The sequence below is a fragment of the Actinoallomurus oryzae genome (genome assembly GCF_039541955.1).
Taxonomy (GTDB): domain Bacteria; phylum Actinomycetota; class Actinomycetes; order Streptosporangiales; family Streptosporangiaceae; genus Actinoallomurus; species Actinoallomurus oryzae.
Map to the genome: position 1 here is coordinate 453,497 of NZ_BAABHF010000016.1, position 21,822 is coordinate 475,318.

Annotated in this window: 21 protein-coding genes; 10 read left to right on the forward strand and 11 right to left on the reverse strand. The window is 66.9% G+C overall.

Annotation, left to right across the window (positions count from 1 at the left end; all coding sequences use genetic code 11):
* The first annotated feature begins 190 nt into the window (after positions 1 to 190).
* The 6 genes from ABEA10_RS12615 to ABEA10_RS12640 are packed head-to-tail and all read left to right on the forward strand — an operon-like array spanning position 191 to position 8,482.
* Positions 191 to 1,510 (forward strand): hypothetical protein, encoded by a 1,320-nt coding sequence (locus ABEA10_RS12615; protein WP_345462077.1) that lies wholly within the window; start codon positions 191 to 193, stop codon positions 1,508 to 1,510.
* Positions 1,507 to 2,418: a PrgI family protein gene (locus ABEA10_RS12620; RefSeq protein WP_345462080.1), complete on the forward strand. Its 912-nt coding sequence runs from the start codon at positions 1,507 to 1,509 to the stop codon at positions 2,416 to 2,418. The genes ABEA10_RS12615 and ABEA10_RS12620 overlap by 4 nt, the downstream gene beginning before the upstream one ends.
* Positions 2,415 to 4,172, forward strand: coding sequence for a VirB4 family type IV secretion system protein (locus tag ABEA10_RS12625; RefSeq protein WP_345462083.1), 1,758 nt, complete (start codon positions 2,415 to 2,417; stop codon positions 4,170 to 4,172). Before ABEA10_RS12620 ends, ABEA10_RS12625 begins: the two co-directional genes overlap by 4 nt.
* Positions 4,169 to 6,571: a type IV secretory system conjugative DNA transfer family protein gene (locus ABEA10_RS12630; RefSeq protein ID WP_345462086.1), complete on the forward strand. Its 2,403-nt coding sequence runs from the start codon at positions 4,169 to 4,171 to the stop codon at positions 6,569 to 6,571. The genes ABEA10_RS12625 and ABEA10_RS12630 overlap by 4 nt, the downstream gene beginning before the upstream one ends.
* A 31-nt stretch (positions 6,572 to 6,602) precedes the next feature.
* Positions 6,603 to 7,523, forward strand: a complete 921-nt coding sequence (locus ABEA10_RS12635) for a replication-relaxation family protein (RefSeq protein ID WP_345462089.1) — start codon at positions 6,603 to 6,605, stop codon at positions 7,521 to 7,523.
* A gap of 38 nt (positions 7,524 to 7,561) precedes the next feature.
* The gene (locus tag ABEA10_RS12640; protein WP_345462092.1) at positions 7,562 to 8,482 is read left to right on the forward strand and encodes a C40 family peptidase; all 921 of its coding nucleotides are present in this window, start codon (positions 7,562 to 7,564) and stop codon (positions 8,480 to 8,482) included.
* Positions 8,483 to 8,823: 341 nt separating this feature from the next.
* Here the strand turns inward: ABEA10_RS12640 and ABEA10_RS12645 are convergent, their stop codons facing one another.
* The 8 genes from ABEA10_RS12645 to ABEA10_RS12680 all read right to left on the reverse strand — a co-directional run bounded on the left by ABEA10_RS12645 (position 8,824) and on the right by ABEA10_RS12680 (position 13,902).
* Positions 8,824 to 9,150, reverse strand: coding sequence for a hypothetical protein (locus ABEA10_RS12645; protein ID WP_345462095.1), 327 nt, complete (start codon positions 9,148 to 9,150; stop codon positions 8,824 to 8,826).
* Positions 9,151 to 9,162: 12 nt separating this feature from the next.
* Positions 9,163 to 9,720 (reverse strand): antirestriction protein ArdA, encoded by a 558-nt coding sequence (locus tag ABEA10_RS12650; protein ID WP_345462098.1) that lies wholly within the window; start codon positions 9,718 to 9,720, stop codon positions 9,163 to 9,165.
* A 27-nt stretch (positions 9,721 to 9,747) separates the two neighbouring features.
* Entirely contained in the window at positions 9,748 to 10,167 is a 420-nt protein-coding gene (locus tag ABEA10_RS12655) for a hypothetical protein (RefSeq protein ID WP_345462101.1), read from the reverse strand.
* Between the two features lie 51 nt (positions 10,168 to 10,218).
* Positions 10,219 to 10,713, reverse strand: a complete 495-nt coding sequence (locus ABEA10_RS12660) for a hypothetical protein (RefSeq protein ID WP_345462104.1) — start codon at positions 10,711 to 10,713, stop codon at positions 10,219 to 10,221.
* A 425-nt stretch (positions 10,714 to 11,138) separates the two neighbouring features.
* Positions 11,139 to 11,966, reverse strand: coding sequence for an AfsR/SARP family transcriptional regulator (locus ABEA10_RS12665; protein WP_345462107.1), 828 nt, complete (start codon positions 11,964 to 11,966; stop codon positions 11,139 to 11,141).
* Positions 11,967 to 12,222: 256 nt separating this feature from the next.
* Positions 12,223 to 12,846 (reverse strand): transposase, encoded by a 624-nt coding sequence (locus ABEA10_RS12670; protein WP_345462110.1) that lies wholly within the window; start codon positions 12,844 to 12,846, stop codon positions 12,223 to 12,225.
* On the reverse strand, positions 12,810 to 13,301 hold the full coding sequence (locus ABEA10_RS12675; protein WP_345462113.1) for a helix-turn-helix domain-containing protein: 492 nt from the start codon (positions 13,299 to 13,301) through the stop codon (positions 12,810 to 12,812). The genes ABEA10_RS12670 and ABEA10_RS12675 overlap by 37 nt, the downstream gene beginning before the upstream one ends.
* A gap of 31 nt (positions 13,302 to 13,332) precedes the next feature.
* Positions 13,333 to 13,902 (reverse strand): hypothetical protein, encoded by a 570-nt coding sequence (locus tag ABEA10_RS12680; protein ID WP_345462116.1) that lies wholly within the window; start codon positions 13,900 to 13,902, stop codon positions 13,333 to 13,335.
* A gap of 975 nt (positions 13,903 to 14,877) precedes the next feature.
* On the opposite strand from ABEA10_RS12680, the gene ABEA10_RS12685 reads away from it, so the two are divergent.
* Together ABEA10_RS12685 and ABEA10_RS12690 are read left to right on the forward strand one after the other, a co-directional pair.
* On the forward strand, positions 14,878 to 15,873 hold the full coding sequence (locus ABEA10_RS12685) for a helix-turn-helix transcriptional regulator (RefSeq protein ID WP_345462119.1): 996 nt from the start codon (positions 14,878 to 14,880) through the stop codon (positions 15,871 to 15,873).
* Between the two features lie 45 nt (positions 15,874 to 15,918).
* On the forward strand, positions 15,919 to 17,715 hold the full coding sequence (locus ABEA10_RS12690) for an alpha/beta hydrolase family protein (RefSeq protein ID WP_345462122.1): 1,797 nt from the start codon (positions 15,919 to 15,921) through the stop codon (positions 17,713 to 17,715).
* A 346-nt stretch (positions 17,716 to 18,061) separates the two neighbouring features.
* Here the strand turns inward: ABEA10_RS12690 and ABEA10_RS12695 are convergent, their stop codons facing one another.
* From ABEA10_RS12695 to ABEA10_RS12705, 3 genes are all read right to left on the reverse strand, one after another.
* The gene (locus ABEA10_RS12695; RefSeq protein ID WP_345462125.1) at positions 18,062 to 18,790 is read right to left on the reverse strand and encodes a toll/interleukin-1 receptor domain-containing protein; all 729 of its coding nucleotides are present in this window, start codon (positions 18,788 to 18,790) and stop codon (positions 18,062 to 18,064) included.
* A gap of 427 nt (positions 18,791 to 19,217) precedes the next feature.
* Entirely contained in the window at positions 19,218 to 19,424 is a 207-nt protein-coding gene (locus tag ABEA10_RS12700; RefSeq protein WP_345462128.1) for a DUF397 domain-containing protein, read from the reverse strand.
* 17 nt (positions 19,425 to 19,441) lie between these two features.
* Entirely contained in the window at positions 19,442 to 20,290 is an 849-nt protein-coding gene (locus ABEA10_RS12705) for a helix-turn-helix domain-containing protein (RefSeq protein ID WP_345462131.1), read from the reverse strand.
* Between the two features lie 354 nt (positions 20,291 to 20,644).
* Here ABEA10_RS12705 and ABEA10_RS12710 point away from each other — a divergent pair, with 354 nt between their 5' ends.
* Together ABEA10_RS12710 and ABEA10_RS12715 are read left to right on the forward strand one after the other, a co-directional pair.
* Positions 20,645 to 21,079 carry an ATP-binding protein gene (locus tag ABEA10_RS12710; RefSeq protein ID WP_345462134.1) on the forward strand — a complete coding sequence of 145 codons (435 nt, stop codon included), beginning with the start codon at positions 20,645 to 20,647 and terminating at the stop codon, positions 21,077 to 21,079.
* 226 nt (positions 21,080 to 21,305) lie between these two features.
* Positions 21,306 to 21,782 (forward strand): ATP-binding protein, encoded by a 477-nt coding sequence (locus tag ABEA10_RS12715; protein WP_345462137.1) that lies wholly within the window; start codon positions 21,306 to 21,308, stop codon positions 21,780 to 21,782.
* Positions 21,783 to 21,822: the final 40 nt, after the last annotated feature.

The window sequence follows — 21,822 nt, forward strand, 5'->3', positions numbered from 1 at the left end:
TTGCCCCAGCGTGCAGATCTTCCCCGGCGAGCCCATACCGCACTGTGTGGGACGGGGTGTGCTCCCAACGCCGGTCGTCACGCCATCGCCGCCTCCAGCGGGTTGCCCGCCGTGGGCGGTGAGCTGCGAGGTCGGCAGGGCAATCGACTCGTGGTTCACCGGCCTGACCACGTCGGCGATTCCGCCGGTCATGGACTTCTTCGGCAAGACGTTGCTGACCACACCGGATCTGGACAGTCCATCGATGAAGCACGTCCAGTCGCTGTGGTCGGTCAGCGAGACCATCGCCGACACCAGCTTCGTCGTGCTGGTCGTCATCGGCGGCATTCTCCTGATGGCCGGCCAGGCCATCGCGCCGGGCACGGCCAGCAAGGACATCGTCATGCGCCTGCTGCTGGCGTTCCTCGCCGCCAACTGCAGCAAGCTCATCGTCGAGCAGGCGATCAAGGTCGCCAACGCTCTGGCGCGCGCGTTCATCGACTACGGCTCCGCCCATGCCGATCCGCACGGTGCCGCCGAGGTGATCAAGGGCTTCCTCATTGGCAACATCGCCACGCTCGGCATGCTGTCCGGCCTGATCACGCTGGTCGCGGTCGTCTTGGCGCTCATGGTGGCGGGCGGCTACATCATGCGGGTCACCGTCACGATGCTGCTGGTCATCGCCGCACCTCTGGCACTGATCTTCCACGCGCTGCCGCAGACCGACGGCATAGCTCGTCTCTGGTGGCGAGCGATCACCGGGATGCTCGCGATCCAGGTCGTCCAATCGCTGGTCTTCGCCGGCGCCGTCGACGTCCTGTCGGCCAAGGACGGCGACAAGGTGCCCCTCGTCGGGATCCCCAGCCAGAAGGGCATCGTCGACCTGCTGCTCGTCGTCTGCCTGCTCTACATCCTCGCGCGCGTGCCGTCCTGGGTTTCCAAGGCCGTCTGGCGCGGCGCGTTCGGCCGTAACCCGATCAGCAGCGCGGCTCGTTTCCTGTTCTCCGTCCTTGTCTTGCGGCGGGTCACTGGCGCCCTGACCGGCGCACGCGGCGGCAAGGGCACGGTGCCACCGCCACGTCCGCCGATGCCTCCGGCCAGCCCCCGTCCCACTCGGCCGATGCCACCGCTCGGTCCCAACCCGCCGACGCGTCCCGGAACGTGGGTGCAGCCTGAGCTGCCGCTGCGGTGGCCTGCTGCGCATGGCCGGCAGCTGGAACTGCCGAACCTGCCGCCGCTAAAGCCGATGCCGGAACGCGGCATCCAACTCCAGTTGCCGCTACGGCCCAAGGCGGATGCGCCGCCGCGCTGGCGGCAAGGTGAGTTGCCGGTGCCGACGCGCCCGGAACAGCTCCGGTTGCCCTTCCGTCTTCCGCCTCGGCCGGTGCAGCCACCGCTGTTCACCGACCTCGACCCCGGACGCCGACCCCGTCCGCGGCCCGCTGAGAGTTCGCCGCGCCGCAGATCTACGCCACGCGAAGGCGGACAGCCTCCGCAGAGTCCCCGGACGCCACGAGGTGATCAGCGATGACCCGCGAACCGTACGCGACGCGCATCCCCGCCGACATCGATCGCGAGGATCGTGTGCTGGCCGGCCTGACCGCCCGGCAGGTCGCCATTCTCAGCGGCACCGCGGCGGTGCTGTGGGCGGCGTTCATGGCGACCCGGCATCTCGTTCCACCGCTCGTGTTCATCGCATGCTGCGTGCCGGTCGCCTCGGCCGCTGTGGCGTTCGCGCTCGTACGCCGCGATGGCCTGAGCCTGGATCGCCTTGCCATCGCGGCCGTGAAGCAGCATCTGACGCCCCGACGACGTATTCCTGATGACGTACCGGCGACTCCGGACTACCTCGCCACCGTCGCGCCACCCCCTCCAGCACCGCTTGCACTGCCAGCCACCGGCATCCGCGCGGACGGACTCATCGAGCTGGGCGACCACGGCTGCGCGACGATGATCGCCTGCGGGACGGTCAGCTTCGCGCTGGCCACCTTCGGCGAGCAAGAAGCCATGGTCGCCGGGTTCGCCCGATGCCTGCACGGGCTGTCCTCACCGATCCAGATCCTCGTACGCGCCGAGCGCATGAACCTGGCGCCCCTGGCCGAACGCGTCTTCGACGCCGCCCCCACACTCCCCGACCCGCAGCTCGAAGCCGCCGCGCAGGAACACGCGGAGTTCCTCGCCGACCTCGCCACCCGGTCAGAGCTGTTGTGGCACCAGGTCCTCCTCATCGCCCGCGATCCAGAGACCACCAGCGAAGCCGACAGCGGACCGGCACTGCGGCAGGCCGAGAACATCGCCGCCGCCCTGACCGCGATCGGCATCGACGCTCGCGTACTCAACGGGCCTGCGGTCGCCTCCATCCTCGCCACCGCATGCGACCCGAACAACCCGACGCCGTGTTCCGTCACCGACATCGACGAGGTGATCACGGGCCGATGAAACGCCTGTTCACACACCGCCGTACCGCCACACCCGGCCTGCCGCTCGGGCCGGACGGAGTCGAAATCGGCGCCCGCAGCCTGGTCCTCGGCGACGGCGTATGCGCCACCTTCGCGATCACCGGCTACCCGGCCGAGGTCGGCCCCGGCTGGCTCGAACCCCTGCTGTCTGACCCCGGCCGTACGGACGTCGCACTGCACATCGAGCCGATCCCGAGCCAGGTCGCCGCCGACCGCCTCCGCAAACAACTCGCCCGGCTCGAATCGTCGGCACGGTCGGACGCCGAGCGCGGACGGCTGGTCGACTTCGAAGCCGACGCCGCCGCCGACGACGCCCACGCACTGGCATCAGGTCTCGCACGCGGACACGCCAAGCTCTTCCACGTCGCCCTCTACATCACCGTCCACGCCACCACCGAAGACGAATTGGCAAGGGAAGTACGACGAGTTCGCACGCTGGCGGCATCGCTGCTGCTGGACGCCCGCCCGGCGACCTTCCGCACCTTGCAGGGCTGGACATCCACACTGCCGCTCGGACTCGACGCCCTGGGCACCCGGCGGACGATGGACACCCACGCGCTCGCCGCCGCCTTCCCCTTCACCTCACCGGACCTCACCTCTCCCCTGTCGCAGACATCGGTGCTGTACGGGGCGAACGCCTCCTCTCCATCCCTGGTGACCTGGGACCGGTGGGCGCTGGACAACCACAACGCCGTGATCATCGCCCGCTCCGGCGCCGGCAAGTCCTACTTCACCAAGCTGGAAGCGCTGCGCTCGATGTACGCGGGTGTCGAGATCGCCGTCATCGACCCCGAAGGCGAGTACACGCGCCTCGCCGACGCCGTGGGCGGAGCCTGCATCGCCCTTGGCGCACCGGGCGTACGCCTCAACCCGTTCGACCTGCCGTCGGGCTCCGAGAAAACCATGGACGCGCTCACCCGCAGAGCGCTGTTCCTCCACACCCTGACCGCCGTACTTCTCGGCGACTCGCTGGACCCCGCGTCACGGGCGGCTCTGGACCGCGCGGTCTTCGCCACCTACAACGCCGTCGGCATCACCGAAGACCCACGCACCTGGGGACGGCCCGCGCCACTGCTGCGCGACCTGGCGGCCACGCTGGAGGCGAGCGAGGACCCTAAGGCACGAGAACTCGCCGCGCGCCTGGCCCCGTACGTCGCCGGAAGCTTCCGAGACCTCTTCGACGGACCGACCACCACCCGGCCCGACGGTCACCTGGTCGTGTTCTCTCTGCGCGACGTGCCCGAGGAGCTGAAGACCGTCGCGACGCTCCTGACTTTGGACGCGATCTGGCGGACCGTCAGCGACCCGCGCGACCGCAAACGACGGTTCGTCATCGTCGACGAAGCCTGGCTGCTCCTGCGCGACGGGGAAGGCGCCAAGTTCCTGTACCGGCTCGCCAAATCCGCGCGAAAACACTGGGCCGGCCTCACCGTCGTCACCCAGGACGCAGCCGACGTCCTCGCATCCGACCTCGGGCGAGCTGTGGTCAGCAACAGCGCCACCCAGATCCTGCTGCGGCAGGCACCGCAAGCGATCGACCAGGTCTGTGAGGCGTTCCGCCTCTCCGAGGGCGAACGGGCGTTCCTGCTCGCCGCGGATCGGGGTGAGGCACTCCTGAGCTGCGGCTCTCAGCGCGTGGCCCTGCGCACGCTGGCTTCTCCCGTCGAACACACCATCTGCACGACCGACCCAGCCGAGCTCGCCGACCTCGAAGCCGACGGAGCGTCGGTATGAGTCCGCGGTCGTCTCAAGCCCAGCTGTCTCCCGTCGCGCGGTTCCTCGACGACCCGATGGCGAGCATGCGCCACGCGTGGGACTACCTCTCAGATCTGGTCGCGACGAACGCCGTGATGCTCTCCGGCACCGCGCTCGTGATGGCGGTCGCCGGTGTGCTGGCGCGTACGGCGTTGGTTCAATGGCGACAGGCCCGGTTGATTCCGCACGCCCGCCTGATCGACATCCTGCCACCGCCATCGGTGGACATCGCGGGAGCCGAGGCGCTGTGGACGCACCTGCTCGGCCTGCTACGACCCCGCTGGCTGCGCCCCATCACCGGCATGCCGCACGTCGCCTGGGAATACGTGTTCACCGAGACCGGAGTCCGCATCCGACTGTGGATCCCCGGAGTGATTCCACCCGGGCTGGTCGAGCGGGCGATCGAAGGCTCATGGCCGGGCGCGGCGACCCGTACCGTCCATGCGGCGGATCAGCCGGCCGCACCACTCGCCAACGCTGCGGCCGGTCGGCTCCGGCTCGCCCGCCCCGACCACTATCCCCTGCGCTCGGACTTCGACATCGACCCGCTCCGCGGACTGCTGGCCGCCGCCGGATCACTCACCGCCTCTGAACGCGTAGTGGTCCAGGTGCTCGCCCGGCCGGTTACCGGACGCAGGCTCCGCCGAGCGGGACGGTACGCCACCGCGCTCCGCTCACCCGGCGCCGTCACAAGCGTCAAGGCCGGTCTCTTCGAGCTACTGCCGGTGGGCGCGGTCAACGCGCCCAGTACGAGCACAGCGCGTCCCGCGGAGACTCCTGCCGAGGTACGCGCCATCCTGGCCAAGGCATCCCGCCCGCGGCTGGAGACCGTCGTACGGTACGTGGTCGCCACCGGCGACAGCAGCACCCGCGGGCAGGCGTGGATGCACGGCCGGGCACACGCCATCGCCTCCTCCTACGCCGCCCACACCGGGTTCAACTACCTCCGCCGGCAGCGACTCCGCGACTGCGGCGAGACACGGCGGATGGGACACGGAGACCTGCTGTCCGTGCCGGAGTTGGCCGCCCTCTGCCATGTCCCGATCGATGAGACCGTGCCCGGACTGGACCGCGCCGGAGCCAGGCCGACTCCACCACCGCCAGCAGTGCCGTCGGCAGGTCCCGGCGTCAGAGTGCTGGGCGAGGCCGAGGCAGGTCCGCGCAGGACCGTCGGCGTCCGCGTCGCGGACGCTCGCCATCACCTCCATGTGATCGGCGAGACCGGCACGGGGAAGACGACCGGCCTGCTGTCCATGCAACTCGACGACGCGCAGGCAGGACGCGGATTCGTCTCCATCGACCCGAAGGGCGACTCAACGCTCGTCCTCCCGCGTCTCCCCGAAGGACTCGTCGGCAACGTGGCACTGATCGATCCCGACGACGACACGCCACCGCCCTGCGTGAACATCCTCGACGGCGCCAACCCGGAACTGACGGCGGACGTGGTGGTAGGGATCTTCCGCCGCATCTACGCCGATTCCTGGGGACCCCGCACCGATGACATCCTTCGCTCCGCCCTCCTGACCGCCGCGACCAATCCGGACGCGACCCTGGCGGACGTTCCCCGGCTACTCGACGACGACGTGTACCGGGCACGCGCCATGACGTCGGTCAGGAACCCCTTCGTGGCCGACTTCTGGAGCTGGTACGACAAACTCTCCGACGCCCAACGTGCTCAGGTGACCGGGCCGGTGATGAACAAGCTCCGCGCGGTCCTGCTGCGCGGATTCGCCCGCGACGTCCTGGCCGCAGGGCGGAGCACCGTCGACATCGGCCGGCTTCTCGATACCGGCGGCCTGCTCATCGCGCGCCTTCCCAAAGGGGTACTCGGAGAGGACACCGCCCGGCTCCTGGGATCACTCGTTCTCGCCAAGACCTGGCAGGCCGTTCAGGCCCGCGCGCGGCGTCCCGACGCCGATCGGCCCGACTGTGCGGTCTATGTGGACGAGTGCCAGAACTTCCTCACGCTCCCGCACGGAATCGACGACATGCTCGCCGAGGCCCGGTCCTACCGGGCCGCTCTGGTCCTCGCCCACCAGAACCTTACCCAGCTGCCGCAGGAGCTTCGGGACTCGATCGCCGCGAACGCCCGCAACAAGCTGATCTTCACGGTGTCTCCGAGCGACGCCCGCCACCTCGAGCGCCACATGGCGCCGCAGTTGGGCGCCCACGACCTCGCCAATCTGGCCGCCTTCCAGGCCGCCGCACGACTGATCGACCACGGCACGCTGACCAACGCGTTCACGCTCCGGACCCGCCCGCTGCCGCCGCCCATACCCGGCCGAGAGAGGGCCGTCCGGAAGGCCTCACGAGAGCGCTACGGACGCAAGCGCACGACCGAGACGACGCCGGGCCCACTTCCGGGAGATCCGCGCTAAGGCCGCCTAAGACCACACGGGGGGATCGATCATGTCCACCGAGACCACCAGGTCCCGGCGACCAGGGCACGACCTGCTCAGCCTGCTGTCGACCCGGTTGACCGCTCGCGACCGTTGGTTGCTGCGGATGCTCCTCGAACACAAGGTGTTCACCACCGAGCATGTCGCCGACCTCGCGTTCGCCGGTAACCGGGACACCGCCGATCACCGGCTGCTCGTCCTGCACCGGCTCGACGTACTGACCAAGGTCCGCCCGCTGCGACCGGGCGGCGGGTCCGCGCCCTGCCACTGGTTGTTGAACACCGCTGGCGCCGAGGTGGTCGCCGCTGAGCGCGGCCTCACCCTCAAAGAGCTGGGCTGGCGACGCGATCGGACCGGCGCCGTGATGTTGTCCGCCAAGCTCGGGCACCTGCTCGGCGTCAATGGCTTCTTCGCTCGCCTGGCGGCTCCGACCGGGCAAGGCCGGCTCGCCGAGTGGTGGCCCGAGGCACGGTGCGCGGTCACGTGGAAGAAGTTCGTCCAACCCGACGGATACGGCCGATGGAGCACCGCCGACCGCCGACTCGACTTCTTCCTGGAGTACGACAACGGCACCGAGACGCTCTCCCGCGTCGTCGCCAAGACCGAGGGCTACGGACGTCTCATCCGAGCGACGGGGATCAGCACGCCGCTGCTTTTCTACTTCACCTCTACACGTAGAGAGGCCAACTTCCGCCGCTCCTGCTCCGCCGCAGCCGTGCCCGTACTGACCGCCTCTCACGACGAGACGCTTCGACATCCAAGCGGTCCGATCTGGGCCGACCTACACCGCGACGACCGCCGCTTGCTGGTGGATTTCGCCCGACCGGCCGAGCAACAGCGGGCAGGCGCTGGCTCCGCATCGTCGAGTCTCGAGCCGAGCGCATGGACGACACACCCGACAGAACTGGCGGGTGTCCCATGCCGGCGCTGACCGTCATCGGCGCCACGACAGGCGCAGGAACCGTATTGATGGCGACCTTGATCGGCGGCGCGACCGGCGCGCTGACCTCTGGCGGAAACAGGGTGGACGGCGGCTGTCCGGCCAGTGCCCAGCCTGGCGCGAGTGATGGCGCACGCGACATCCCAGCGGCATACCTCCGGCTCTACCAGGCCGCCGGGAACGCGTACGGCATCCCATGGACGATCCTCGCCGCCATCGGCCACATCGAATCGCACCACGGACGTGACCAGAGCACCTCCAGCGCAGGCGCCCGCGGCCCGATGCAGTTCATGCCCGCCACGTGGGCCGCGTACGGCGTCGACGGCGACACAGACGGACACAAGGACATCACGAATCCCGCTGACGCCATCCCCGCCGCAGCGCACTACCTCAGAGCCAACGGCGCGCCCGTACGTCTGCGTGAGGCGATCTTCGCCTACAACCACTCCAGGTCGTACGTGGACGACGTCATCACCCAGGCGCGCGGGTACGCCGCAGGCAAGATCACCGAGACCACCGGCGACGACGGATGTGATCTCGCCGGACCAGTGTCCGCCCGGACGGTGATCGCGGCCAGAGTCATCTCCTACGCCAGAGCACAGGTGGGCAAGCCATACATCTACGGCGGCACCGGTCCCACCGGCTACGACTGCTCGGGTCTCACGATGATGGCGTACCGCTCCGCCGGCATCGCCATCCCCCGGCTGTCGGACGCCCAGTACTGGTTCGGTCCGCGCGTGCCAGCAGGCCAGGAAGCACCCGGCGATCTCGTCTTCTTCGACTACCGCCCTGGTCACTCCGGGCCAGGGCACGTCGGGATCGTCTACGACGTCCCGCGCGGCCTCATGCTCGTGGCCCCACACACCGGCACGAACGTACGCGTGCAGTCCTACCGCAACTACCCCGGCGGAGTCGTGGGCTTCACCCGGCCCTATGCCCGCCACCACTGACCTCGCGAGGCCGGCGCTCCGGCTTGGCGAGGGACCCGCCGCCCAGGGCGGGCCCACACCGCCACCGAGAAGAGAAAGGTGTGCAACGCATGACAGGACAGGGAGTCAGCTGGATTCGTCGCGTCACGACCGCCACCGCAGCCGGTGCCGCTGCGGTTCCCACCATCCCGACCACGGCTGAACACATGTCCGCACCGGCCCCGCACGTGTTGACCGTCTCGACGGCGTGGCACAGGCTCACGGGCCGCCCCACGCCGATGTGGTGGACGGGCTGCTGATCTGTGAATGACCGTGGGCCGGACGGTCAACCCGTCCGGCCCACACGGCATAGAGCCCCCGTTTTAGCGCGCGTGGCGCTCCCGTACTGTCTCGGAGAGGTCAGCGAGCATCTCAAGAGCGCAGCAGGTCATGGGGTTGCACGGCACGCCGGGCTCGGCACCGCACTCGCCGCAGCCCGTTCTCGTGCTGGTGGGCCGATAGGTCCACAGGAGGGTGTCGGAGCCGTATTCCTGTGGGCCTATCGCCGTCTCGACTTCGACGGTCTTGGGGCCCGCTGTCGACGGGTCGTCGACGACCTGGCGGACCGGAGCGAACAGCACGTCCCACCGGCGGAGCTCGTCGGCACGCACGTACCCGAAGACGCCGTCAAGATGATCGTTGCTGTACATCGCGCGTCCTCCTCAGTAGTTCTTCCAGATCACGTGCACGCCGCTGGGAGTGTCGACGGTGGAGAAGCCACCGTCGGCCTCGCTGTCGTGCGCGTAGCGTGCGAGGTCGAAGTAGCCGTAGAGCTCTTCTCCGAGCGCTTCCTTCACGTCGTCGGAGACGAGCACTTCGTCGGCGAACTCCTCCACGCTCGTCCAGCACCCGCCATGGGCGTCTCTGAAGGTCGAGATCAGCTCATCGGCGCCACGCTCTCCCCACCCGTCGAGGAAGGCCGCTACGACGGCCCCTGGGTAGTCGAGGAGGAGCTCTGCGAGCGCGGCAACTCGCTCCAGTGACTCGTGTTCGCCGATCGGCACACCGTCGAAGCCGCTGGTGTCGTGGATCGCCCATTCCTCGGCGTCCGGCTCCGGCGATCTCGCGAGCATCTCGGCGATGTCCGCGCGGATCTCCTCGGCGTCCTCGATCGCGTCGATCCACTCACCGTGCAGACGCCCGGCGACGTAGGCGGACAAGCATGCGACGTAGATCTGTGGCGTCGTGGTCGTGAGTTGCGGTGACGCGCTGCGGGTCATCGGATACCTCCTTCCGGCGAGTGGCGTTCAGCAGTGGAGACGGGTCGGCGAATCGTGGTCGCCTCCGCAGTAGCCGCAGGAGCGGTCTTGGGCGTAGATCGACAGCTCTTCGGCGAACTCGTCGCGCCACGAGAGTTGCTGGAACGTGTATTCGGCGAAGTAGTCTTCTTCGACGTCCCCGGGCCGCACGGTCAGGAAGCCGAGAAGGCATCCTGCGGCGTGGGAGAGCGCTTCGACGGTGGGCTTTGCGTTGCTCCCCGAGCAGAAGTCACGGCCTTCGAAGATCGTGCATCCCTTGCGGGACAGGTGATACGCATAGCGAATGCGCCCATCATCGGTACGACCGTCGCTTCCGATGCCGAGAATGTGGTCGGCGTCTATACGCCATAGCAGAGTCAGTCGTGCCGAAGTATCGACGGACAGGTCGAGCGTGTGAGTCGATGACATTTATCTCTCCCCCAAGAGATGATTTTTAGTATTCTGGCCCGCCAGATCCGATCAGAACGCTGGGTGAGCTTTACGGTTTTTCCAGTCCCGCTCCGCCCAGCGGATTGCAATGATCGCGCGCGCAGCACGTTCGGCAAAGATTGAAGGTCGTGCCTCTTCATCTCTGATCGCATCGAACGACAGACGCGCACCGACGCGACCGTCTACAGCGAATACGTAACCCTCGTACTCCCACTGGTAGTAGACATCCATCGACTGGCCAGCACTCTGGATCGTCTGGATGTGCTCCAAGCCGTCCGTGAAGGACGTGTCGCTCTCGACGCCACGGGAAAGGACATCGTCCATGCATTCGCACCATACGACGGACGGGAAGCGCTCTCGCACCTCATCGAGATCGGACACGAATCCGGAGCACTGGGCACCACGTTTCGCCGACACGCATGGCACGAACTCAGCCATCCGGTCGCAGCTTTGCGTGTGGGCTTCTGGCAACAGGTCAGGCGCATCGACGATGATGAGCAGTTTCCGAGTAGTATCGTTCGACATTCCACACCCCCGCGATCACTTCCCTTGCGCTACTTCTATTCGACCACATAAGCTCGCGCTTGGGAGCCCCCTGGACAGCAAAGATTCCAGCGTTTCCCAGTTCAGAGCCGTTGCATTCGATGCAGGCAGACACACGCGAGCGGCGACGAGAGAAGGAAATAGGTCGACAGCATGTTGAATCGACTTTGAGGAGGAGTGAATTAGTTGGGTATTAGGGTGTCGAAAGACAACAGCCGTCGGCGGCATCAGCCGGAACATCTGGCAGGGTTCTTCATCACCCCGTGTGTCGCGACGGCCATCCGGTAGGCTCGGAGCGTCTATGACCAGCGCAAATACGCAGGTCGAGGTCACCGGTTCTAAGCAGGTGATCGAGTCGGCGAGTCGTCCGATAGGGCGACCGGTGACGCCACGAGGATGCTCGACCGTCAGTTCATCGAGTCACCGGCTGCCATTGCGCGCAATAGCTCGCTGGTCTCAGCGCTTGGCTTTTCGCCAAGGCGAGCAAGTCGCTCAGTTAGCGCCTCGTAGGCGATTCTAACGTCATCCATGCGATGGAGTCGTTGGTAGATCTGCATGATGCGACGATCAGCCTCTTCGCTCCACGGCATTATCTCGCGAGCGCCTTCCAACATCGTGATCGCCATCGCCGGATTCTGCTGCTCCAGCAACGAGGCGGCCCCTTCAAACGCAGCAAGGGCTTTACGGCGGACATCATACCGGAACGTCTCCGCCCATAGACCGTCGCCGACGTGAACGAACTCACCACGGTAGAACTCGACGGCTCGCCGATAGTGAGCCAGACGTTCGGCGTTATCCGATGCGGACCGGCCAGCGATTACAGCAGCGTTGAAGTCCCACAAGTCGACGCTCAACATATTCTCATCGAGCCTGTAGCGGTTCATGCGGAGAAGCACGAACTTCTCCTGGGGATTATCGCTCGCGGCTCTTAGAGCGCGTCGTAGGTGATAGACAGCGTCGGTGAACCGCTTACGTGCGCTCATCAGGGGTTCACTCGGCCACAGATCCTCGATGATGGCGTCTGCTGTGGCGCCGTCCGGGTGACAGGCGAGGTACGTTGCGACTTCCCAAGAGAATCGGCGCTCCATGAGGCCCGGCAGTTCATCGCCACCGGCCTGGATCGCTTCCGGACCGAGGATCAACAGACGCAACCCCGTCGTCGCCTCCATCGCGGCCCGCGACGCCTCTGCACCGCTGGACGGCACATCGGTGCTCGCCCCGACCGTCTCAGGCAACGCGCGAGGGAATGACACATCGGTCGCTACCGGTGGGACCGTCGCAAGGTATGAGCCGGTGAGCTCCTCAGCATTCGGCGGAGCGGAGAGGATCCTTCCGTCATCGTCGACAGTGAGAGACAAACCGTAGGGCCAATATCCGAGCAACACGGCGCGGACTCCGTATCGGCCAGCACTTTGGAACAAGGAGCGAAGCCGGGCCTGCTGGGCGTCGGCTTTCGCGCATACAGAGGTTGAAATGTCAGGGTCTCTTTGCTTATGGGGGTTTGGGTTCGAGGGTGAGTCCGGTCTGGGCGAGGAACCCGTCGATGAGTTCGGGTCGGTACTGGATGCGTTTGAGTCGGTTCTTGACGGTGGCGGCGAGTTGGCCGACGGTGCCGGCGGATAGGTTGCCCAGACCGTTCTTCATCTGGGCCCACACGCCTTCGACGGGGTTGAGATCGGGAGCATAGGCGGGCAGGCGCACCACCGTCAGCCAATCGGCGTGCGCATCGATGAAGGCGCGCATCGCGACGCTGATGTGGGTGTTCAGGTTGTCCCAGATCAAGATGATCGGGCCCTGTAGCTGCTGGTGGGCGGCGGTGATCGCAGCGGCGTAGTCGGCTTCGGAGAAACTACGGCGTTCGCCTTTACGACCGCGGTGGATACGCAGCCGGTAGAACACATGGCCCCGCTTGCCGGGCTTGAGGCACACGAGCCCGGCGACCGATACCCGTCCCGAGCCTTTGCCCGAGACCTCCATGATGGGGGTGTGGCCGGCTCGGGCCCAGGTGCGGGCCTTGGGTGGGCGCAGGTTCTGCCCGGCCTCGTCCTCGAAGCAGATCCACGCTCCGGTCGCCGCCGCTAACTTTTTACCCGCGGCCAGGTCCGTTTCCGCCATGTTGCGATCGCGGCCGCATCCCGTTCGGCGGCCCGGTGGGCAGGAACCTGCGGGGTGAACCCGATGCGGTGCAGCAGGTAGGACGTGCCGCGAAGCGTGTAGCGGACGTGGAACATCCGCCCGATGAGGGTGGTGATGCGGGCCAGAGTCCAGCGCTGGTCCTGGTCCCACCCGTGCGCGGCCGGGCCCTCATCCAGCGCTGCGGCCAGCCGGTCCAGCTGGGCTGGGTTGAGTCGGCAGGCCGACCCGCCCGGCCCTTCCGATGCCAGCGCCGCCTCACCGCCGGCCCGCCATCGCCGCCGCCACTGGTAGGCCGATTTCGTACTGACCCGCAACGCTCGGGCCACCTGCACCGGATTGATCCCTTGCTCGAACATCCGCGCGGCCCGCAGCCGCACCTGCTCACGTCTGGCCCGTCCCGAAGCGGACAGACCGCCACCATCGGGATACCTCATGACCCCGGCATAGATCACATGACGGCCAAGATCACGCCGACACGCCGCACACCATGATCAGACCCCAGCCATTCAACCTCTGTAGCCAGATCTGCCGCCCGTCCTCCTCCGAGCCGCCGTCCTCTTCGTTTCTGATCCGTGCGACCGACGCAGCGTGCACGAGACCGATCGCCTCATCGAGCGTGGCCGCCTGCGTCGCCTGCTCAGGTGGGGCGCCCTCCCCGTACAGCTCTCTCGCACAGTCGGCGGTGATGATGACGGTGTGACGGCTCGACGCGGTCAGGGCCTTCAGCGCTGCACGTACGGCGCCGGTGCCGCACACCCCGATCACGCCTCCAGCAGACGCCACGTTCACAGCGATCGGCCCCGCACAGGACCAGCCCTGGATGGGTTCGCCGGGGTCCGGTCGCACCTCGGGGCGTCGGACTATCTCATCTGTGGCATCGGCAACGACCTCTTCTACGTCCGGCGCACGGCGGATGTGCCTCATCCGTGGAAGCCGGCCCACGTGCCGCGCGAGAGCCGGAAAGCGACCAGCACTGAGCACGAGCGTCGAGACCGCGAGCATCAACAGAACCGCGACTGCCAGCGGAAGCCGCAACGGCTTCTCCGTACGACGCCTCAGGGAGAACGACGACGACATGACCGCGGGCCGGGAAGCATCGGGACGCGGTGATATCGGCCTGGCGATACGAGGGTCCGGTGACGGCTCGGGGCGAGGACTGTGAGAGGACCGCGATCCCATGCTTTCGGACGGGGAAACCGGGGCATGAGTCGAGACGTGCCGCGGAGGCCGCGGCTTCGTACGAGTCGTACGCACTCCGGTTGCGCCGGGATGCCTCTTGCCGGCTGTCGCCTCTCGATGCGCTCTGAAAGTGGATCGTCGGGCATGTCGTTCACGGTGGCGCAGCGTCGCGTGTGGACCGGCCGACCGTACGATGTGCGCTTCATTTGATTCGCTGTGGCGGGGAAGCCACGGCCTGATCTCCCGACAGACCATCTGCGCGTACGCCTGGCCCTCAGGAGGGATCCCGTCAGGCACGCAGCCGTGGCCGGACGGCCGACCGACTGACGTCGCGTGCGCGATCTCTTCTATACGGTCCTGCGGCTGTGGCGCCCCCGCCAGCAACGCCGAGCAGACGACGACGGCCAAGGACGGAAGCCGCCTCGCGGCCTTCACCTCACGATCTGTGGTGGCCATGTGCCTTACCCCCCGATGTACGCGGCCATGTGCCGGACTTTCGCCAGTCAAGGCAACTGTGTGTCTGACCTGCAGAGAAGAGGGAGCACTCCACAGTGATGGGTTCTCATCACCGTCGCCGGCCAGAGCCGCCTTGCGCCGGCTCGTCGGGAGGTACGCAGCACGCCGACGGTCATCGCCTCTCAAGCCCCATGGCTCAAGGCCATCCGTTCGTGTCGTCACACGGAGGTCGCGATTGACTACGGTGCGCGCATGTACGATGACTAAAAGTTGTTAGTGAGGTGATCACATCAGCACTCGGCACTCGGCCTGTCATGGCAAATCAACGCACTTCGACCCCTTGGTCCAATTTGCACGGGGCAACGGAGTCGATGGATGAGCTCCTGGGAACCGGGCGGCGTCCAGCGACTCTTTGAAGGCCTGGTTAGAGACGATGTTCTGGCCGTATTCGAGAAGCTTGTCACCGCCGATGGATGTCCCGCTTCGGAAGCCGAGCAGTTCGTCGGCGGTCCCGAGATGCTCCAGGAACTGCTCGATTGCGGGATGGCTCACGTCGGCTCAGCCAGCCCGAATCCTCCTCACTTCGTACCGGCGCCGCCCGAGATGGCGCTTCAGGGAGTTCTGCGAAAAAGGCAACAGCAACTGCTCGCCGACTGCGAGCTGCTCATGGACGGCCACGGCCGCTTCTCGCGCATCGATCGCACACGCCCGCAATCTGGCGAGTTCCGCCACAGGCTGGTTGAGATCGTCACCGACCGCGCGGAAATCACGCGCCTGTCACACGCGCTGGTCAACGTCGCCCAGGACGACTGGATGAGCCTGGAGAACGCTCGGCTTGAGACGCCGCTCGACGAAGCCACCGGCTACAGCCCACCCCCGGCGTTCGAGCAGAGCCTGCGATGCCGGGCGATCTACGAGGCCTCTCTGCTGGACAACACCATCGGAAGACGCACCGTCGAGGAGGCGATACGACACGGCGAGGAGGCACGCCTTCTCCCCCGCATCGGCATGAAGTTGAAGCTCGCCGACGAGTCGGTGGCCATGCTGCCGCTCACGCCCACCGGGATGGAGGGCGCGATGGTCATCCGTTCGGCGGTCGTCGCGGGTGCGCTTCGCGAGTACTTCGAGCTGCTGTGGGAGCGCGCGATGCCCGTGGGGACGCGACCGGAGTCGAGCACGGGGCTACCGCCGGTCGAAGAGCGCATCCTTCCGCTACTCGCCCAGGGACTGACCGATGAGGCCATCGCGAACCGGCTGAAGGTGAGCCTGCCGACCGTGCAACGCCGGCTCGCCAACCTGAAGAAACGTCTCGCAGTCGACACACGCATCGCCATCGTCGTGGCCGCCATGCGCCGCGGCTGGATCCAATGACCCCGCGCGCCGGCCGGGCCGGCGCGCCGATCCCCCGGGACAGTGATGCTCGACCTGACAGCCTTCGTCCCCAAAGCCCGATTCCAGCCAGGCGTCGCTCTCTCGCCGGACGCCACCAAGGTCGCCTACTCCAGCAACGTCTCCAGCCACTACGGGCTGTGGGTCGCTCCCGTACGCGGAGGGGAAGCTCGTTGTCTCGTGGAATTTCCCGACCAGGCCGTACGGCAGATCGCGTGGGCGCCCGACGGCCGATCCCTCGTCTTCATGGCCGACCGCGACGGCGACGAGCAGTACCAGCTCTACCGAATCCCGGCCGACGGTGGCACACCCGAGAAACTCTCCGCAGCCGACAATCGCCAATACCGGCTCGCCGCCGACCCGTACGACCCGAACGGCCGCTACCTGATCTACGCCGCGAACGACCGGGACGAGACCGTCCAGGACCTCATCATCTGCGACCTCCACGACGGCCGGGAACACCGCCATATCCCCGTCGGGAAGGCTTCCTACCAGGCTGGCCGCGTCTCCCCGGACGGTCGCTGGCTGGTGGTGGAGGGCTTCAACTCCAACATCGACTCTGACTGCTATCTCGTCGATCTTGCTAAGCCGGACGCGGATCCGGTCAAGGTGACGGACGGGAGCGCCCACTTCGACCCCGTCGGCTGGACCGCGGACTCGCGTGCTTTCTACCTGCTCACCACGGTCTGGGGCGAGTTCATCGCCGGCGCCCGCTACTCGTTGGATGACCAGAGCCTGCGGCCCGCCGTCACTGCCGACTGGGACATCGAGACCGTACGGGAGGCTGCCGAAACGCTGCTGTGGATCGTCAACGAGAACGGCCGATCGGTGCTCAATGTCCGACGGGGAGACAACGCGCCGACGCAGCCGCCGCTCCCGCCCGGCGTCATCAACGCGATCGAAGTCTCCAGTAACGGGGCGATCGCCGCCCTGCATCTCGAGACCGCGACACGGCCAGCCGAGATTGCGGTTCTCGACCTGGCCAGCGGTGACCTCACCTACCTCACCGACAGCCGCCCATCCGCGCTGGCCACCATCGAGCCCATCGAACCGCAGACGGTCACATTCACCGCACGAGACGGCCGAGACGTACACGGCCTGATGTACCGCCCGCACGGAGAGGGCCCGTTCCCTGTCGTCATGTGGATCCACGGCGGCCCAGAGGCCCAGGAGCGCTTCACCTACGAACGATCAGGCCTCTACCAATACCTGCTCGACCGGGGAATCGCGATCTACGCCCCCAACGCCGCCGGCTCGACGGGGTACGGAGTCACCTTCCGCACCCTGATCTACCGAGACTGGGGCGGCGTCGACCTTCGCGACTTCGAAGACGCAGCGGCCTACGTCGCCTCCCTGAGCTGGATCGACTCCAAGCATCTCGCCGTGGCCGGCGCATCGTACGGCGGATTCGGCGCGCTCTCCTGCCTGACCCGGCTACCCGATCTCTGGACCGCCGGAATATCGCTGTACGGCCCCTCGAACCTGGTCACCCTCGCCGCCGCCTGCCCACCCACCTGGCGAGCCTTCGTCAACATCGTCCTCGGCGACCCCGTAGCCGACGCACAGCTCCTGACCGAGCGCTCACCCATCACCTACGTCGACCAGCTCACCGCTCCCCTGCTGGTCATCCAGGGCGCCCGCGATCCGCGCGTCCCCCAAGACGAGGCCGACCAACTTGTCGACAAGCTCCGCGGCCGTGACGTCGATGTGCGCTACATCGTCTATGAGGACGAAGGTCACGGCTTCACCAACCGCGACAACGAGATCGCGGCCTACAGGCAGGTCGGTGAATTCCTCATCAGCCGCCTCAAACCAGAAACGTGAAGCGCCGACACAAGCTCGGCTCCGAGAGCGGCTGGGATGAGTTGGTCACCGGCACTCCGCTGGGACACCCACGCTAACCCAAGGTGGTTTCGCAATTCGACGGGTCATCTACTCGGACTCTCCGAGCACAGTGCCGGTCTACGGCAGATCCGGATGATCGTGGTGCGTCCCCGCTGCGGATGGACGGAGCCCCCCGTATGTCGGCCAGGTGGCTGACAGCCTCGCCACGGTCAAGGAGCCGCTGCCAGCGGGAGGGGACCGTTGCCCAGGCCGGCGGCAGGGCGTGCACAAGACGTCGACCCATTCACTACTAATGAACAGGAGGGGGCCGGGCGTCGCCGGTCTATCAGACGCCCGCGTCCGCCAGCGCCGCCGCGGCGGCCGCGATCTTGGCGGCGACGTCCGCAAGTGACGACTCCGCGGTGTCCAGGCCGGAGCGGGACGCGAGCATGGGGCTGACCTCGCGGAGGGCCTCGAAGGTCGTCCCGTGGGCGACGGGGATCACCCGGTCGGTGGCGAGCAGCGTCGACAACTCCTTGTCGGCGATACCCTGACCCTTCAGGGTGTTGAGCATTGCCGGGGTCACGAGCACGATGCCTACCCGTGAGGAGGCCAGCCCCCGGTCGATCTCGCGCAGTAGAGGCTTGCCCAGGCCGACGTCCCTCTCGCTGAACCACACGGTTGCGTCGTGGGAGCGCAGCAGCCCGTCCAACTCGGCCGCCCAGCCCTGCCGGTCGTCCCACGCGTGGCAGAGGAAGAGGTCGCGGCGGTCCGGGTAGGCGAAGGCCTGCTCCGCCGCCTTGCGGGCCAGGGGCTCGACCGTGCGCCACTCGGAGGATGAGTACGAGACGGAGGTTCCTCCGCGGGTCCTCCGACTGGCCCCACCGCCAGACGACCCGCCCCGGCCGGAGGCTCCGCCGGAGCTAGACGCCGAGCCACCGGGGTAGCGCGGAGGGGGACTGTAGTAGGTGGGATAGGACGGCCGGTCGTACGACCGGCCGCCGCGGCAGGCGGGACAGTTCGCCGCGCCGCTTGCCGTGCGGTGGCCCTCGACGGGCGCTGTGCATTGAGTCATGTGGCGATTCTAGGAGTGGCCTCCGACTCTTTCTGGAGAGCGTGCCCCCAACGCTCGGCCGGCACGTGAACGAGGAACACGACATCGCGTCGGCCGCCCGCGACCCCCTGCGCGGAATGACGCATGGTGCGGCATCCGACTTTCGGCATGACAGGGCGAGTGCGTACCGGCCCGTGAGGTGGACGCGTTCCCGGACGCTGTCCATCGGAGCGACATTCTCCGAATGCCCCGTTGCCCAACCCGACACAACCTGCGAAATCGCCCAACCCTCTGCGGAAGCGTCCGGACCGTACTGCGGAGTCCTGTCCAGGTGCAGCAACAGCGCGGCGTCGGTTTGTGCGGTCGGAACTCGACGCCGAGCCACGTAGGCGGCGCTGCCGAGGCAATGCTGACCGGTTCCGGCAGGGCCGGGCCGTGCCAGCCGACGCTAGTCCAGGTCGAGCTTGCCCTGCTTGACCTTGTCGACGAACGTACCCCACGCTGACGGCGTGAACGTCAGCGTCGGGCCGTCAGTGTCCTTGGAGTCGCGTACGAGTCGAGATCCGTTCAGCGTCGCCGCCTCGACGCAGCCTTCCCCGCCATCGCTGTGTGTGCTCTTGCGGAAGACCACCCGGGAGATGTCACGGTCGGGCATGCGGTCCCTCTCTGCGGTCAGCGTCCCACCCGGCGTGCGAGCAATGCCGTCGAATCGTCCGGGCTGAGCGCTGTGGCCTGCATCTGCTCGAAGGCGAGGGTGTGCGTGTGCACCTGGCCCTCGTCCTCAATGTACAGAGCGCCGGTCATGCTCTCGACATAGACGACGTTCGGGAAGTACTGCTCAGGGAACTGCAGGATCGAGAAGGAGCCGATGACGCCCGGATGGGCGCCGACGCTGGCCGGCATTACCTGGAGCATGACGTTCGGCAGCTCTGCCAGCTCTAGCAGGCGCTCGTACTGCGCCTGCATGACCTGTTTCCCGCCGATCTCGCGATCGAGTACTGCCTCGTCGATGATCGACCAGAACCGCAGGGGCTGGGCTCGCTCGGTCAGTACGGCTTGGCGCGCTGCGCGTACGGCCACTCTCCTGTCGACCTCGGCGGGAGGCTTGAAGCGCATCAGTGCCGCCCGGATGACATGGCGGGCGTACTCCTCGGTCTGCAGGAGACCGTGGATGACTCCCATGCTGTAGCAGCTCAGCGCTTCGGATTCGGCCTCCAGGCCGATGTAGGTCGCGTAGTCGGTGCGCAGCGGTTCGGTGTCCCACCAGTCTCGTTGACGTGCGGTCCGCGCGAACGCGATCAGCGCATCGCGGCGGCCGCCGGCGACTCCGTAGAGGTCCAGGAGGCCTTGGACCTCTGGGACGGCGACGCGCCGTAGGACGTTCTCGATCCGCGACAGCTTGGTCTTGCTCCAGCCAAGCCGCTCGGCTGCCTCCTCAAGGGTCACCGCACTCGATTCGCGGAGACGGCGCAGCTCAGCGGCCAACCGGCGTTCCCGCACTGTGGGTTGCCTCGTCGACACCCGCAGCAGTCTGCCCAGCAGGGACCGTGGCGGCAACCATCTTGAGCCTCAAAGCCGAGATCGATCTTGAAATAGTTTCTTGAAACAGTTGCGGATACCTTCTCACGCCCTGCACGATGCGTAGTGCAGGGAAGACGAAGCGTGAGGTCAGCGCAGGTCTTGGCCGGTCAACCGGTCACGAGCGGGCGGGTGATCTCGGCGACTGACCACTGTCCTTGCGACGCATGATTGCCAGGCTCCCGGCGGGGCGGTTCCCCCGAGCTGCTCCGCCGGTGAGGAAGCTGCGGTCCCGGCTGCCGCTCATCGAGCAGCCCCCCAGGCCGGGACCGCAGCCGACCATAAAGGAGCGTTCGCATGTCCATGCCACTCACCGATGCCAGTCATGACCTCGGGGATGACCGCTACGCCATGCGCTGGCGGCGCACCTTCCCGGGTCGTCCCGAGCAGGCTCAACCGGCCCGCGAGTTCGTCGCGTACCTCCTAAGCGGCTGCGCGCTCGCCGACGACGCCGTCTCGGCAGTGGGAGAGTTCGTCGTCAACGCGCTCAGGCACACACACTCCGCCTTGCCCGGCGGCCGCTTCACCGTGGAGGTACGGCGGTGGCCCTCCGGCATCTCCATCGGTGTAACCGACCAAGGTGGAACAAGCGAGCCCGCAGCACGTGAACCCGACCCGATGGAAGAGTCCGGACGTGGCCTGAAGACCGTCGCGGCTCTGGCCAGCCGCTGGGACTGGACCGGTGACGTGAACGGACGGACGGTCATCGCAGTCTTCGATATAGCTGATTAGGCCATATACCCACTTCTTAGTTTTACCGCATAGCGCCATCACCCATTCGCCATCAGCGAGTCTGCGCACGTCGTTGAATATTCCGATGTGTCATGAGCTCATAGCGCACCGCATGACGTATCAGCGTTGAGGTGCCGAAAACCCTCCCGGCAAGGTGACAGACCCACCGCCGTTAATTGCGCGGTCGCATGGAAGCAGCGGCTCGGTCAAATCCAATGGAGGGCAAGTGTGCGCATCACGTGAATTACTAGTCGATCCTGGACATAGCTCAGCGCCGCCTGAGATAACCGAGAACGCGGCGTACCAATTGCCTCTTGCTCCGCATCCGATCGCAGCCGAACAGGCGCGTGTGTTGGTGCGGCTCGCGTGCGCCGGCTGGGAGCTCGGCGACGTCCTTGACAGCGTCCTACTCGTCACGGTCGAGCTGGTCACGAACGCCCTGAAGATCGGAGAAGTGTTCCGAGTCGCTGTCTCCCGGCAGGCAGGAACCGTGCTGATCGAAGTCTGGGACAGCAGCGAAGCAGCCCCCGACCGCCAGCAAGAGTCCGTCGACCGTGTGGACGGACGTGGCTTGATGTTGGTCGAAGCCTGCTCAAAGGACTGGGGCTGGCGCCTGGAGGACCAAGGCGGCAAGACCGTCTGGGCGGCCATCGACCTTCCAGACACCTCATCCGCGACGCCGCACCCGCTCGCGCGCATCTGATCAAGGCACCCATCGACTCCCGGCCCTGAGCCACTGTGGA